The sequence below is a fragment of the Candidatus Kuenenia sp. genome (assembly GCF_039794105.1).
GTDB lineage: Bacteria > Planctomycetota > Brocadiia > Brocadiales > Brocadiaceae > Kuenenia.
The window spans coordinates 1-12,718 of sequence record NZ_JBDIWA010000018.1; the positions used below are offsets into that span (position 1 = coordinate 1).

Consider the following 12,718-nt stretch of genomic DNA (forward strand, 5'->3'; position numbering starts at 1 on the left):
TTGATGTGGTTTGGATTTGTTGTTCTCATTTTTACTTATAATTATATCGTCCATTTTCGCCATTGCAACCCTGTTACCCTAATAATTATAAGCAAATTTGTGAAAACTTGCATTCTCGGACAGCCTGATAAGGTTTGACCCCATCGGTTTTGACCCCACTTTTTTGATTGACATCTTTTTCTCCTAAGCTATATTGTCTATGAAGTAAAATTATAAGGTAATTTTTTAGATGATAATTTTACCTGATAATAGTGCTTTTCTCAAGTTATCAGGGCAATTGATTGTGATAATCAATGGTTGGGCGTTTTAAATACAAATAAATGGACCAAACAATGAAAGACACCCTTACCGAAGATGATTTGTATCAACACATATTCGAATCAAAAATTTTTTCGAATTGGCACTACTACGCATATCATTTTGATTATCGCCTTAGGGGTTCTGATCATCCATTTGCACAATCAATTGTCAATGCATGTATAGACTGTAATAAAAAACTACCCGGTTTTGCTAAGGGATTTATTGATGCAATAGCATCCATTTCTGGGCGAGAAAAATATGAGCCACACTACGAACAGTTATTACAAAGAATTTCAGAACTTCATGTTATCCATAAATTATTAACATACGAGTGGCCGTTTGAAGCAATTTTTCAGTGGGAACCAACAACCCAAACAAGTAAAAAAAACCCAGAGTTGATCATTGAAGGAGGAAGCAAAACATTTGGTATTGAAGTTAAAGCACCGTCCTTGCTTTCGCATATCAAAATTAGACAAAGCAACCCGACCCAGCTCTCTGCTCGAAATTTCACAAATGATGAAATTGAGCAGTTACCAGATGCCGAAAAAGGAATTACTTACCCTCGCGATAATCCTTTGAAGGATTTTCTTATAAGTGCAGCGAGTAAGTTTAGGCCTTTCAAAGAAGAAAATCCTGAGTTCAGTGGAGTCCTTGTCGTTGTCTGGGATGATTTTATTTACGAACCCATTTCTGCTTTACTCCACGAGAAGAGTGGTCTTTTTACACCAAACTCCTTTGACCCAGATAAAAATACATTTCCAAATGTAGATGGGGTTGTGTTAATTAGACATTTGCACCAATTAATGAGGGCTGCAGGTGACAAACCTTTGGTAGATTCGTGCCACCACCCCTTAGATTATGGACGGGATGGTGAATATCCTCCCAAAGTTTTTATATCAAACCCAAATGGCAATGGTGTTTCAAAGTCTCTACTTGAGTGCCTACAGGCATATATACCAAGTAAAGAAATGGGGGCAGAATACTCAACATCTGATTTGATTTTGTGGAGTTAGCGCCCAACAAAAAAATGCAGGGGACGCAAAAAGCCGCGCCTCTGATTTAAACGTTAGCGAGGTAAATCCATGCATTTGATAACAATAATAGGGATCATATTTATAGCTGTTGGCACGATCCTTACTTATGTCGGTCAAAATATTAGTACTAAGGCTGATGTGGCCCAACTGCAGGAAAGTATTGGGAAAAAGAATGCCAGGATCGACGGTCTTGTCAAAAGCAATGACGATCTTCTTGTTAAAATTGATCAATATCAAAAGACTGTAACAGAAAAAGATCAAAAAATTGAAGAGTTAAAGGCTGAGGTCGGCAAACTTAGCCTTACTTCACCGAAACTGCTTCCGGATGGTAGGATTGCGGCAAGTAAAGGTGTTTCTTATTTATCAGAATATAGTGAGGCGGCTGGCAACGTGAGAAACCTTTTTAACGATGGTAAATATGATGAAGCTTATGCAATAGCAGAGGGTCTCATGAAAAAAGTTCCTGACTTCGGCTTGGCATATTTCCTAATGGGAACAATTGATATTCAGCGTGGGAATGTGCCCGAAGGGGAAAGTTTTCTTTTAAAATCTATTCAACTTGAACTGACAAATGGAGATAAGGCTTGGGCCTTCCATAATTTAGGTATTGCAGCTTTACGCCAACAAAATATAGGTAAAGCAATTGATTACCTGAAAAAAGCTATTGAAATCAATCCGGATATGGAAGAGAGCAAAAAAACATTATCTTCCATAGAAAAGCAAATGGGAAACGACTGAACAGAATCATATAAAAATCGCTAACAAGCGGCTGCACTTGACTCGCGAACATCGGCGGGTCTCTGAACAAAGTCACCTTTATTAACTTCGGCCATGTTATCGGTCGTGACCGGCGGGCAAGTGAGCTGGGTCGTTAGCCTAAGAGAGAAAACTCAAAGAATTGCAAAATTTTTAAAGAACGATTGAATTTGGAAAAAAATCAATGGCCAAATTGGTGGGATTGGGAATTGGAGCTATGCCCACATGTGCTAAAACGTATGATTGATCGTCAATTTAATGAGATTGATCTGAGAAAGATGTTACATCATGCAAAATCGTATCACCAGGACATAATAGAAGGACGTTGGATTATTACGACACATCACTTGCAACATCCCTGGGAAGTTATTGTTGAACCAGATAGTACTTCGAATTTACTCGTAGTCATTACTGCATATCCAGTTTGGGAGGAATGAAATGAAAGAGCCATATCTTGAAGTAACATTTCGTCACGGTCAGCCACTTGCTGCATATCTGTATTTACCACGTCAGCAAGGGGAGAAAAGCCGTAAAACTGCTAAGGCGGGTCAGGGACTAATTATTGATTTTGGTGAAAGCGGTAACCCTATAGGTATTGAGATCACGGCGCCATCCAATGTAACATCTGATGATATTAACTGTGTATTGGTAAAGCTTGGGTTGTCGAGAATCAGCAATGAAGAGTTGGCGCCGCTACACGCGGCGTGAGGAATTATTGACTAACAATCCCATCCAGCCGACGCCAAAAAGCGTTGCGGCTGATGGGCGCCATTGGGCAACAAAGGATGTGATGTGATAAGCGCCTGATGCTATCATGTTAGACCGTAATGTTTACGCCGAATAGTTACAAAAACTCAAGCAGAGGGCACTGTTCACACGCCCTTTTGGGTTTGCAAAACAACTTTCCGATGTTCACTATCAGGGCGTGATATTCATTGTATAATTCAGTGTCTTCAGGGAGGTTGTCTTCAAAAAAAGATTTCATTTCATCGTAAGCGCTTTCTTCAGGTATAAGGCTGTGCCGCGAAAATATTCTGTGTGTATAGGCGTCTATAACAAAAGTAGGCATATTGCCTGCGTAAAGCAGAATCGAATCCGCTGTTTCCGGCCCGATGCCGCTTATGCTCAGTAATTCTTCACGAAGCATCCGGCAGTCCTGATTAAACATGGCGGTGAGATTGCCATCGTATTTTAAAAACAGCCAGTTGACAAATGTTTTAACACGTTTAGCCTTGACATTAAAAAACCCTGACGGACGTACCAATTCCGCCAGTTCCGGCAAACTTAGCGAATGTATTCCCCTTGGTGTAAGTTTGTTTACTTTTTTTATATTATTGATAGCCTTTTCAACATTTGACCAATTGGTATTCTGGGTCAATATAGCGCCAATGATAATTTCAAACGGTGTCTCTCCCGGCCACCATTTTTGCGGTCCCAGAGAATCATACATTTTGCGGTATATTTTCAACAGGGTATTTTTTTTACTCATTTTCAGAGCCAAGTTTTGAAAGAATGCCCATTCTGAGCAGGGGGAACATGATTTCGTGGTGTCCGGTGATTGCGTATCCGGTACGGGTAGGTCTTTTTAATACATTAGTTAGCGGGCGGTAGTGCTGGATCATGTCCATGTTTGCCGTTACAAAATTTTCCACTTTGTTCCCAACGTTTCTTGCTATGGTAAGCGCTTTAAGAAACACCTCCGGCATGATGACAGCGGACCCGACGTTGAGCCATACCCCGCCTTCCAAATCGGATACTATTGAAGCAAGGATCCTGAAATCAATATGACTGGATTCGCCCATGTCTTTGCCTGAAATGTTAGGATGCATGTAAATAGTGTCTGTGCCGAACGCAACATGCACGGTGGACGGGATATCCAGTTTCGCACTCCAGGCCAATAAACTCAGATCGGTATAGGCTTTGTTATCCGCAATGATTTTTTCTCCCATTGCCCTTCCCAATCCGATGCCCTCCGTTGCTCCCCTTAAAGAGGCTATTTGAAATGCTTCAGGGGTTTCTTTTGTCATCCCAAAGCTTCCATCCCGCAGACTTTCTGCCACATCTTCCGAGGTTGCGCCGATCAGTGATATTTCGTAATCGTGAATAGCGGCAGCCCCATTCATGGCAAGGGCGGTTATAATATTCCGTTTCATCAAATCAATAATGAGCGGTGACAAACCGCATTTGATTACGTGCGCTCCAAATGACATTACCACCGGACGCTTATTCTGTCGCGCCAGGACTATTGCATCAATAACCTTGCGCAGATTTGCCGAAGCCAGTATTTCGGGCAAAGATTCGAAAAAGGCCTTTATTCCGTCAGTGGGTTCTGTTGGTTTGGCAAAAAGCTGAATATTGGAAAGATTCTGTCGTTCTGTTATTGAATAGGTACTAATCTTTCCAAGATCTAAAGGAGTGTATTTCCTTATTTCACAATGATGCTGATTTTCCATCTATTGTTCCTGGCATTAATGAGACAAAACAAGAAATATTTTAAATGTATGATTTGCGGATTTAAGTGAGACCTTCTTGGCAAAGGAGGATTTCATCTTTGTTATAGTTAAAAGTATCTATTTCCCGAAAAATTTGACATAGGTATAGGTGGCGCGGACAAACTTGTTTGTCCGTGCCACCCTGTTTTTAATCTGTGCAATCGTTCGACTGAGCTCACGACGAAGTCTGTGCAATCTGTGGTTCCCTTAAGTTCCCACTGGATTACGGGGCAATGATTGCGTCTACAGGACAAACGCTGACGCAATTTCCGCAGTCAGTACAGGTACTTTCATCAATTACCCGCACATCTCCTGCTTCAGAAATAGCCTCTACCGGACATTCGCTTTCACATGCGCCACAATTTATACATTCTTCATTAATCCTATGAGCCATTTATTCTTTTCCTTTCAATTTAATTTTTCATCTAACTTTTTATGCAAAATTTCACTTCCTTTTGTAATACAAATCTCCATCTTCAGCGTTACTACCGGTAACGTCCAGCGGGCAATGTCTTTTCCTAGTTTTACACGGTCTTTTTGCGTAATGACGATTGCATCGGGAGAGGCGAATCTTGCTTCGCCGTATAAAATATGCAGATCCGAAGGAGTATATGCGTGATGATCTGGAAATTCACGGAAACCAACCAGTATCGCTCCTAAACTCTCAAGGCTTTTCCTGAACGATAACGGATTTCCGATTGCGCAGAAAGCAAAAACCTTCTTTCCGGCCAACCATTCAGTACCAAACAATTTTTCATCGGTTGCTAAAACCAGATGCACTGGTTCGTGGATGGATTCTATTACTGGAACATCTCTTGCAATTTCACGCAGCCGGTTGATTATTGTCTGTTTTTTCTCCAGGCTAATTTGGTCTGTATGAGTCAGGAGAAACAGATCTGACCTTCTTAATCCTTCCAACGGTTCTCTTAATAATCCACGGGGCAAAGTGTATTCGTATCCAAAAGGCTCCAGCATATCAATAAGAACAATGTCCATATCCCGTGAAAGCCGTAAGTGCTGAAAACCATCATCCAGCAACAAACACTCTGCCTGACGGCGATTTATGGCTTCCCAGCCGCTTTTTACCCGGTCTTTTCCCAATATATTCATTATGCCGGGTATATTTTCCTTAAATAAGAGGTGTTCATCGTTGTACATTTCACTGCTTGCCGCATCTTTTCGCTGTTGCATCATTGGCGCGTATCCGCGGCTTATGATAATAACCCTTTTGCCTTTTTTTCCAGCATATTTTGCCAGGTATTCAACAACAGGGGTTTTTCCCGTTCCGCCTGTAGTAATATTTCCGACGCTGATTACTGGCACGGGCAGCCGGTATGTTTTCAAAATGCCTTTTCTGTAAAAAAAAATACGAGTTTTTATGGAAAACCCGTATATTTTCGATAACAGATAGAGCGTTTGCCGGAGAATCTCAGGCAGTATGCCGGAAAGCTCTTTCCTTATCAAACACAAATAATATTTTTTTATTGAAGATGTGGACAAGGCAAAAGCTGGATTAATTACTGTGGCGATAGTTTATTGTATGAAGGCTTTGGTAGGGGGGCTATTTTAATGGAACCGACCAATACGCTTCGTCCAAAAATTGTTTCCACGATTCATATTTTTCAGACCGGAGTTTCAATTTCAATACGGGGCTGTGTTTTGGTTTTACAGGTTTTCTGGTCAACTTCATTCCCGCCTGTTCAGGAGTCCTGCCGCCTTTTCGTTTATTGCATTCGGTACACGCGCATACCACGTTTTCCCATGTGGTTTTCCCGTCATACGCCCTTGGTATAACATGATCAAAACTTAATTCTGAAACCGGAAAACGTTTGCCGCAGTATTGACATTTATTTTCATCCCTGGCAAAAATGTTCCTTCTGTTAAATTTCAAAGAAGATTGAGGGAATTTATCGTATGTTAAGAGCCGGATTATCTTTGGCACCTCAATGGAAAAGGAAACAGTTTTTACCCAACTCGTAGTATCGTCGTCTGTTAAACCGAGCGAGGCCTTGTACGAAGAAATATCCCTCCAGCTTTCAAAATTATAGGAATTATATTTTCCCTCATCCACGGAAACAACCTCCGCAATGTGCTTACATAGCAATGTGAATGCCCGTTTCGCGGAGATTACATGGAGCGCCATGAAAAACTTGTTTAATACGAGCACGCTTGATTCCAGGGTAACGGCTTGTTGCATACTATCGCTTCCTCAATTACCGACAAACAACGAATTTAAAAGAGATATTTATCGTGATGTAAATCAGGAGAGGCTTGCCACTTTTAAAAAGTATAACAGCCTAAACAAGCTAATTCAAGGGAATTGTAATGCCACAAGACGGTTCCATAACATCATATCCCCTGCCCGGAGAGAATGATTTTTTAATACACAGGACGACAAATTTTTTTGCCTGCCGAACAGCTTCTGCGATGCCGCATCCTTGCGCAAGATACGCTGCGATTGCGGAGGCATAGACGCATCCGGTGCCATGAACTTGTTTTGCGGGGAGATACTCGCCTTCAATATATATAAAGGATTTTCCAGTGTACAAAATATCAATTACCGTATTGCTGCTCTTTATATCACTTGAATGCAGAGCATGGCCGCCTTTTATGAGTACGTTTGCGGGGCCGAGTTTGTGTATGTATTTTGCAGCCTTTTCTGCATCTGAGATATTTTGAATTCTTACGCCGGAAATATGTGCTGCCTCCGGAATATTTGGCGTAACGATGAAGGACAAGGGGAACAATTGAGAGATCAAGGCCGGAATGGCATCTTCAGCCAATAGCGCCGCTCCATTTTTTGACAGCATGACCGGATCGACGATCACAGGTGAAAGCGCATAATGTTTGAGCCTGGAGGCGACTGTTTCAACGATATCCTTGCTGAGCAACATGCCTGTTTTGACGACGTCGGCGCCCGTATCGGATACTACTGCGTCAATTTGCCGCGCAACAAAGGAAGCAGGAATTTCATAGACGGCATGTACTCCCAGCGTGTTTTGTGCCGTTAACGCGGTGATTGCAGTGGCCGCATATCCTCCCAATGCTGCGATGGTTTTCATGTCCGCCTGTATCCCCGCTCCGCCAATACTATCGGAGCCGGCTATCGTGAGCGCTTTAAATAAAGGAAGTGCTTGTTTATTCATTTTTCATGGTGTTTTTTCAAAAAGCTAAACGGTTACAAAAAAAGAGGTTTTTACACAATACTACTATAAGGCTGTTTTCTTTCTCTATAAAATACTCTCTGATTGTGCCTTTGCATGGTAAGAGCTTCTTACCAGGGGGCCGGACTCAACACAACGGAAACCCATCTTTTCTCCTTCCCGTTGTAGTCTTTCAAACTCCATTGGCGTATAATATCGTTTAACAGGCAAGGCGTTTTTATTTGGACGAAGATACTGTCCCATCGTTATTATTTCACATCCGGTATTTTTAATATCGTGCAAAACCGCTGTTATTTCATCCCACTGTTCCCCCAATCCCAGCATGATCCCTGATTTTGTTGGCATAAGCAGCTTCTCTTCACTTGCAATCCGCAATAATTGCAGTGATCTTTCATAATCAGCCTCTGGTCTTACTGTTGGATACAAACGGCGAACAGTTTCTATATTATGATTTAAAACATCAGGCCTTGCATCCAATACCGTCCATAACGCATCAACGGAACCCCCAAAATCAGGAATCAATACTTCCACCTTGCAATCATTGACAAAATCACGAACACATTGAATCGTTTGTGCAAAGATGCCCGCGCCGCCGTCTGTGATATCATCCCTGGTTACAGATGTGATAACGACATATTTTAATCCCATTTTCCTGACAGCCGTAGCGACCCGGTATGGTTCTTCTTCATCCAGTGTCGCAGCGGTTCCTTTTGTAACAGCACAATACCCGCATTTTCTGGTACATACACCGCCCAGTATTAGAAACGTTGCCGTTTTTTGATTGTAGCATTCGCCGATATTGGGACACAGAGCCGCATCGCACACGGTCTGTAACCGATGTTCCTGCAATATCTCCCTTATTTCCGTGAAACCTTTACCTGCCGGGAATTTTGCCCTTATCCAATGAGGTCTCATATTGTTCCCCAATCTATCAAAATGTCATTGCCAATGCTTATTTATGTATATCGTCTTTTTCCGCATTATTGATGAAATCGCATTCATCTGTGCCGTGTTACCCCTGCTTTTTTACAATAACTATTTACCGGGCAAAGACTGCATTTCGGTGAAATTGGTACACAAATATTTTGACCGTAAGTAACGAGAAGATCATTGATACACAACCAATATTTTGCGGGGAGTTTTTTGCGGAGGGCACATTCAGTTTCTGCCGGAGTTTTTGTCTTTATGTAGCCCCAACGATTCGTAATCCTATGCACATGGACGTCAACGCAAATCCCCGGTTTTTTGTATCCCAGGGAAACTACCAAATTTGCTGTTTTTCGTCCCACGCCGTTTAGTTTCAACAGCTCATCTATTTCATCGGGGACTTTACCTTCATAGTCTTTTGTAAGTGTTTCGCAAATTTTCTGAATAGTGACCGCTTTTCTCCGGTAGAAACCTACCGGATAGATTAGTTTTTCCAATTTTTGCAAAGGGATCTTTTTCATATCTTCAGGATTATCCGCAATCGCAAAGAGACGTTCTGAGGCTGCTCTGGTGGTTTGATCTTTTGTCCGCAAACTTAAAAGGCAGGATATCAATACGTGAAAAGGAGTTCGTTCCCTGGAAATAGTTGTAACGGCAGGTTCGGCAAACTCTTTGTTTTTATGCTTTATTTCGGCGAGAATTATGTCGATATCAAACAAATGCACAACCCTTCAATGAAAAAACGGCAATAGGTAAATGCGCTACCTATTGCCGTCTTCCCCTTTATATATCTTATTTAAACCTCTTTCGTCAACTGCATGTTATTTTTTACGTTCGGCGAAAAGCTTGTCATAAACAATGCCTGCCGCTATACCGCCAAGTATTGGGCCTATCCACCAAACGTAATGATTGGTAAATTGACCGGAAGCAATCGCAGGGCCAAAAACGCGTACAGGATTCATTGCCCCACCACTAATTGTCCCGCCAACCAGCGAGCCAAACAACACTACCAACCCAACCGCTAGTCCGGCAAAACCCCCAGTAGCCCTTTTATCTACGAGCGTCCCATAGATGGTGAAGATCAGGAGGAATGATATGATAAATTCCATCAGTATGCCTCTCTCAATGGAGACGCCTGCGGCTAATGTGCTCGTCCCTAAATGAATATTACTTAATGCGTCAGGAAAAATAGTTCGTAATGCAAACCCGCCTAAAATAGCTCCGCCGATCTGAGAAATTATGTACATAATTGCAGTGTTAGGCTCCATTCTTTTCGTGATCCAAAAAGATATTGTTACTGCAGGGTTAATATGGGAACCCGATACATAGCCCATGGCATAAATAACGGCAATTACCACGACACCATAAGCAATTGAAATTCCCAGGAGCCCAAAACCTTGCCCGCCAGACTGCTTCAAATAAAAATCAGCGCACACAGCGCCAGCAGCAATAAAAACCAATGCAAATGTACCAACAAATTCGGCTAAATACTTTTTGTATGCATCCATTCAGTTATCTCCTGTAAGTTATTTTCAAGATTTAGCAAGGATATTTACCCATCGGCATTCTCTCTCATTATTTCATATATTTCATAAATCTTTTACAGTATCCGGTTTCCTCGTCAATAAAATATACCTAACTGTTCAAAAATTATGAGTTTGAGACAAATTATCACAATAAAAGAATAGTGTCAAGAAAAAAGAACCCAAACCTTTTCGCAGACAGTGCTGCGAAAAGGAAATCCGAAATACTAAGCACTAAATACGAAACAGGCAGGTTTTATGATTACAGCAAACGGACACGTCCCATGGTCTTTGTTTTGGACATTTGAATTTTGAGTTTCGGTATTGTTTCGAATTTCGATATTCGAATTTCGTATTTAGACGCTTTGATATATCGACAAAATTTTGTCGATGTTTAGGCGCTAAGCGCCTAAAAGATTGTTATGAGCAATTACATTTTCGACCCCCATTCATATGCAGTAATAAAATACCACAAATGCAGTATCTTTACTGCATTTATTTGGTATAAGCCTGTAACGGCGACAAACTACATGTTCTCAGTACAATTTATAACCAACTGTCTTTAAAGTATTTATGAAACATGTTCTTCAATTAAGAGTTTTTTGTTCTGCATGGAATAAGCTTTGTTACACTGTTAAGATACCTTGTGGTAATGCCTGAAAATTGTTAATCTGTTTTTCTCAATTACCGCGAACGAATATTCATATTTGATCGTCACTGTTTAATGTAAATAAAGGAGATCCTTGATTTGAAGATAAAACAAAAATTACCCACATTGTTAACTATGGGCAATATTATGTGCGGTTTTCTGTCAATAATGTGTGTTTTAAATCAAAGGCTTGAACTAGCGGCATGGCTTATAATAGTTGCCATGATTCTCGATGGTTTTGATGGGAAACTTGCCCGTTTGATGAATACAGCGAGCAAAACCGGGGCGCAATTAGATTCTATGGCAGATTTGGTGGCATTTGGTATTGCGCCGGCTATCCTTATGACGAAAATGTGCAATAACAGTCCTATAGTTATTTCATGGGGTGTTGGATTGTTTTTCATGATGTGCACCGCGTATCGTCTGGCAAGGTTTAACGCACAAAAAGAAGAGGGGATACAACTACCCAGACACTTTTTCACAGGTTTGCCCTCAACACTTGCAGGAGGAACGGTTGCACAGCTTTGCATACTCCATCACTTTATCTACACACGGTTCGGAACAGATATTATCGTGAATTCTTTACCGTTCATTGTTTTCATATTGGGCGTTTTTATGATAAGCAAAATCCCCTTTTTTGACATTACCTGCAAAATCGGGAAAAGGCAGGGGATTAAGGCAGTTATTCTGGAGTTTTCCGCAGCTATTGTCTACTTTATCATCACGCCGGAGTTGGCGCTCTCTTCCGCTTTAAGCTTTTATTTAATTATTTGCGGAGCATACGGCATTGTAAAAGGGAAGCAGATAAAGGGCGCTCAGCCGGTTTAACAAAAGAATCCACTCTAAAATAAGAGGTCAAGGTCTATTCAATAGACCTTGACCTCTTCAATCTCAAATCTCTCATCCACTTTTTTCAGATATCCCATGCGTATTTTTGGATCGTGCTGAAATATCAAAAGCCAATGTTCTTCAAAGGCCTGCTTTATTATCTTTTTTTTATTTTCCAGCGTTTCCAACGGGAACAAATCATAACTTGTAATATACGGATAATTCAAATGGGCAGCAGTAGGTATCAGATCCGCCAGAAAGAACGCTGTTTGTCCCTCAGATTCAATTTTGACGCATTGATGATGCCGGGTATGCCCGCCTGTTTTTATCAGTGAAATACCCTTTTCCACTTCTACGGCATCTTCGTCAACAAGGTGGAGATATTTTGTGCCGCCTATTGGCAAAAAGTCTTCGGCAACATAACTAGCCTTTGTCCTTTCATTTGGGTTTAAGGCCACCTCTAACTCTCCTTTCTGAATAAAATACGTTGCCTTTGGGAATGTAGGAACAATTTCTTCCTTTTCATTGATGGTAGTATTCCCACCTGCATGATCAAAGTGAAGATGTGTATTGATGACAATATCAATATCCCTGGGCTGGTAACCAAATCTGCACAACGATTCCAAAAGGGTTGCCTTTTTTTCTAACCCGTACATCTGACAAAATTTTTCATTATGTTTTGAACCCGTCCCGGTATCGATCAGTATTTTATATTTTTTTGTAACAACCAACGGACATTGCAAAGACAACTGCACCCTGTTTTTTTCATCCGGTGGAAGAATTTTTTGCCACAGGACTTTTGGCACTATGCCAAAAACAGCGCCGCCGTCTAAATAAATGTAACCATCGGAAACAGGATAGATTTCAAACTTGCCAAATTTCATTGCAGCGCCTTATTTTATTTTGAGAAACAGGAGTTTCCCGAATATGTTGGTATCAAACTGTAATGTTTACGATGAATAGTTACAGAAAAACTTACAAATAAAGTGTTACCAAATGAAGAGGTTTTTACAAAGAAATACTATAGTATTAAAAACACCAACGC

General features: G+C 41.1%; 15 protein-coding genes. 5 read left to right on the top strand and 10 right to left on the bottom strand.

Translation table 11 applies throughout. The features are described 5' to 3' along the window. Positions 1-332 precede the first annotated feature (332 nt). From ABJL82_RS10020 to ABJL82_RS10035, 4 genes are all read left to right on the top strand, one after another. On the top strand, positions 333-1,313 hold the full coding sequence (locus ABJL82_RS10020) for a hypothetical protein (RefSeq protein WP_347274591.1): 981 nt from the start codon (positions 333-335) through the stop codon (positions 1,311-1,313). 69 nt (positions 1,314-1,382) lie between these two features. After that, positions 1,383-2,072, top strand: a complete 690-nt coding sequence (locus tag ABJL82_RS10025) for a tetratricopeptide repeat protein (RefSeq protein WP_347274592.1) — start codon at positions 1,383-1,385, stop codon at positions 2,070-2,072. A 257-nt stretch (positions 2,073-2,329) separates the two neighbouring features. Then, positions 2,330-2,527, top strand: coding sequence for a hypothetical protein (locus tag ABJL82_RS10030; RefSeq protein WP_347274593.1), 198 nt, complete (start codon positions 2,330-2,332; stop codon positions 2,525-2,527). A gap of 1 nt (position 2,528) precedes the next feature. Then, on the top strand, positions 2,529-2,798 hold the full coding sequence (locus ABJL82_RS10035; protein WP_347274594.1) for a DUF2283 domain-containing protein: 270 nt from the start codon (positions 2,529-2,531) through the stop codon (positions 2,796-2,798). Between the two features lie 136 nt (positions 2,799-2,934). Here ABJL82_RS10035 and ABJL82_RS10040 read toward each other — a convergent pair whose 3' ends face one another. The 9 genes from ABJL82_RS10040 to ABJL82_RS10080 all read right to left on the bottom strand — a co-directional run bounded on the left by ABJL82_RS10040 (position 2,935) and on the right by ABJL82_RS10080 (position 10,181). Continuing rightward, a complete protein-coding gene (locus ABJL82_RS10040; protein ID WP_347274595.1) occupies positions 2,935-3,579 on the bottom strand; it encodes an endonuclease III domain-containing protein in 645 nt (214 codons plus the stop codon). Further along, a complete protein-coding gene (locus ABJL82_RS10045; RefSeq protein ID WP_347274596.1) occupies positions 3,572-4,543 on the bottom strand; it encodes a hypothetical protein in 972 nt (323 codons plus the stop codon). The genes ABJL82_RS10040 and ABJL82_RS10045 overlap by 8 nt, the downstream gene beginning before the upstream one ends. A gap of 262 nt (positions 4,544-4,805) precedes the next feature. Beyond that, on the bottom strand, positions 4,806-4,976 hold the full coding sequence (locus ABJL82_RS10050; RefSeq protein WP_347274597.1) for a 4Fe-4S binding protein: 171 nt from the start codon (positions 4,974-4,976) through the stop codon (positions 4,806-4,808). 14 nt (positions 4,977-4,990) lie between these two features. Beyond that, a complete protein-coding gene (lpxK, locus tag ABJL82_RS10055) occupies positions 4,991-6,046 on the bottom strand; it encodes a tetraacyldisaccharide 4'-kinase (protein WP_347274598.1) in 1,056 nt (351 codons plus the stop codon). A gap of 97 nt (positions 6,047-6,143) precedes the next feature. Continuing rightward, positions 6,144-6,779 carry an HNH endonuclease gene (locus ABJL82_RS10060; protein ID WP_347274599.1) on the bottom strand — a complete coding sequence of 212 codons (636 nt, stop codon included), beginning with the start codon at positions 6,777-6,779 and terminating at the stop codon, positions 6,144-6,146. Between the two features lie 109 nt (positions 6,780-6,888). After that, on the bottom strand, positions 6,889-7,728 hold the full coding sequence (gene thiD, locus ABJL82_RS10065; protein ID WP_347274600.1) for a bifunctional hydroxymethylpyrimidine kinase/phosphomethylpyrimidine kinase: 840 nt from the start codon (positions 7,726-7,728) through the stop codon (positions 6,889-6,891). Positions 7,729-7,812: 84 nt separating this feature from the next. After that, positions 7,813-8,661 carry a lipoyl synthase gene (gene lipA, locus ABJL82_RS10070; RefSeq protein ID WP_347274601.1) on the bottom strand — a complete coding sequence of 283 codons (849 nt, stop codon included), beginning with the start codon at positions 8,659-8,661 and terminating at the stop codon, positions 7,813-7,815. Positions 8,662-8,744: 83 nt separating this feature from the next. Continuing rightward, on the bottom strand, positions 8,745-9,392 hold the full coding sequence (nth, locus tag ABJL82_RS10075; protein ID WP_347274602.1) for an endonuclease III: 648 nt from the start codon (positions 9,390-9,392) through the stop codon (positions 8,745-8,747). 102 nt (positions 9,393-9,494) lie between these two features. Continuing rightward, complete coding sequence (locus ABJL82_RS10080) at positions 9,495-10,181, bottom strand: aquaporin (protein WP_347274603.1); 687 nt, start codon at positions 10,179-10,181, stop codon at positions 9,495-9,497. A gap of 763 nt (positions 10,182-10,944) precedes the next feature. Between ABJL82_RS10080 and pssA the strand changes: the two genes are divergently transcribed. Further along, a complete protein-coding gene (gene pssA, locus ABJL82_RS10085) occupies positions 10,945-11,673 on the top strand; it encodes a CDP-diacylglycerol--serine O-phosphatidyltransferase (protein ID WP_347274604.1) in 729 nt (242 codons plus the stop codon). Positions 11,674-11,711: 38 nt separating this feature from the next. On the opposite strand, the gene ABJL82_RS10090 is transcribed toward pssA, so the two are convergent. Continuing rightward, positions 11,712-12,557 carry an MBL fold metallo-hydrolase gene (locus ABJL82_RS10090; RefSeq protein ID WP_347274605.1) on the bottom strand — a complete coding sequence of 282 codons (846 nt, stop codon included), beginning with the start codon at positions 12,555-12,557 and terminating at the stop codon, positions 11,712-11,714. Positions 12,558-12,718 lie beyond the last annotated feature (161 nt).

Bases quoted from the DNA above. Each gene is read 5' to 3' on its own strand.
- ABJL82_RS10020 (WP_347274591.1), top strand. From the start codon at position 333: ATGAAAGACACCCTTACCGAAGATGATTTGTATCAACACATATTCGAA.
- ABJL82_RS10025 (WP_347274592.1), top strand. From the start codon at position 1,383: ATGCATTTGATAACAATAATAGGGATCATATTTATAGCTGTTGGCACG.
- ABJL82_RS10030 (WP_347274593.1), top strand. From the start codon at position 2,330: ATGATTGATCGTCAATTTAATGAGATTGATCTGAGAAAGATGTTACAT.
- ABJL82_RS10035 (WP_347274594.1), top strand. From the start codon at position 2,529: ATGAAAGAGCCATATCTTGAAGTAACATTTCGTCACGGTCAGCCACTT.
- ABJL82_RS10040 (WP_347274595.1), bottom strand. From the start codon at position 3,579: ATGAGTAAAAAAAATACCCTGTTGAAAATATACCGCAAAATGTATGAT.
- ABJL82_RS10045 (WP_347274596.1), bottom strand. From the start codon at position 4,543: ATGGAAAATCAGCATCATTGTGAAATAAGGAAATACACTCCTTTAGAT.
- ABJL82_RS10050 (WP_347274597.1), bottom strand. From the start codon at position 4,976: ATGGCTCATAGGATTAATGAAGAATGTATAAATTGTGGCGCATGTGAA.
- ABJL82_RS10060 (WP_347274599.1), bottom strand. From the start codon at position 6,779: ATGCAACAAGCCGTTACCCTGGAATCAAGCGTGCTCGTATTAAACAAG.
- thiD (WP_347274600.1), bottom strand. From the start codon at position 7,728: ATGAATAAACAAGCACTTCCTTTATTTAAAGCGCTCACGATAGCCGGC.
- lipA (WP_347274601.1), bottom strand. From the start codon at position 8,661: ATGAGACCTCATTGGATAAGGGCAAAATTCCCGGCAGGTAAAGGTTTC.
- ABJL82_RS10080 (WP_347274603.1), bottom strand. From the start codon at position 10,181: ATGGATGCATACAAAAAGTATTTAGCCGAATTTGTTGGTACATTTGCA.
- ABJL82_RS10090 (WP_347274605.1), bottom strand. From the start codon at position 12,557: ATGAAATTTGGCAAGTTTGAAATCTATCCTGTTTCCGATGGTTACATT.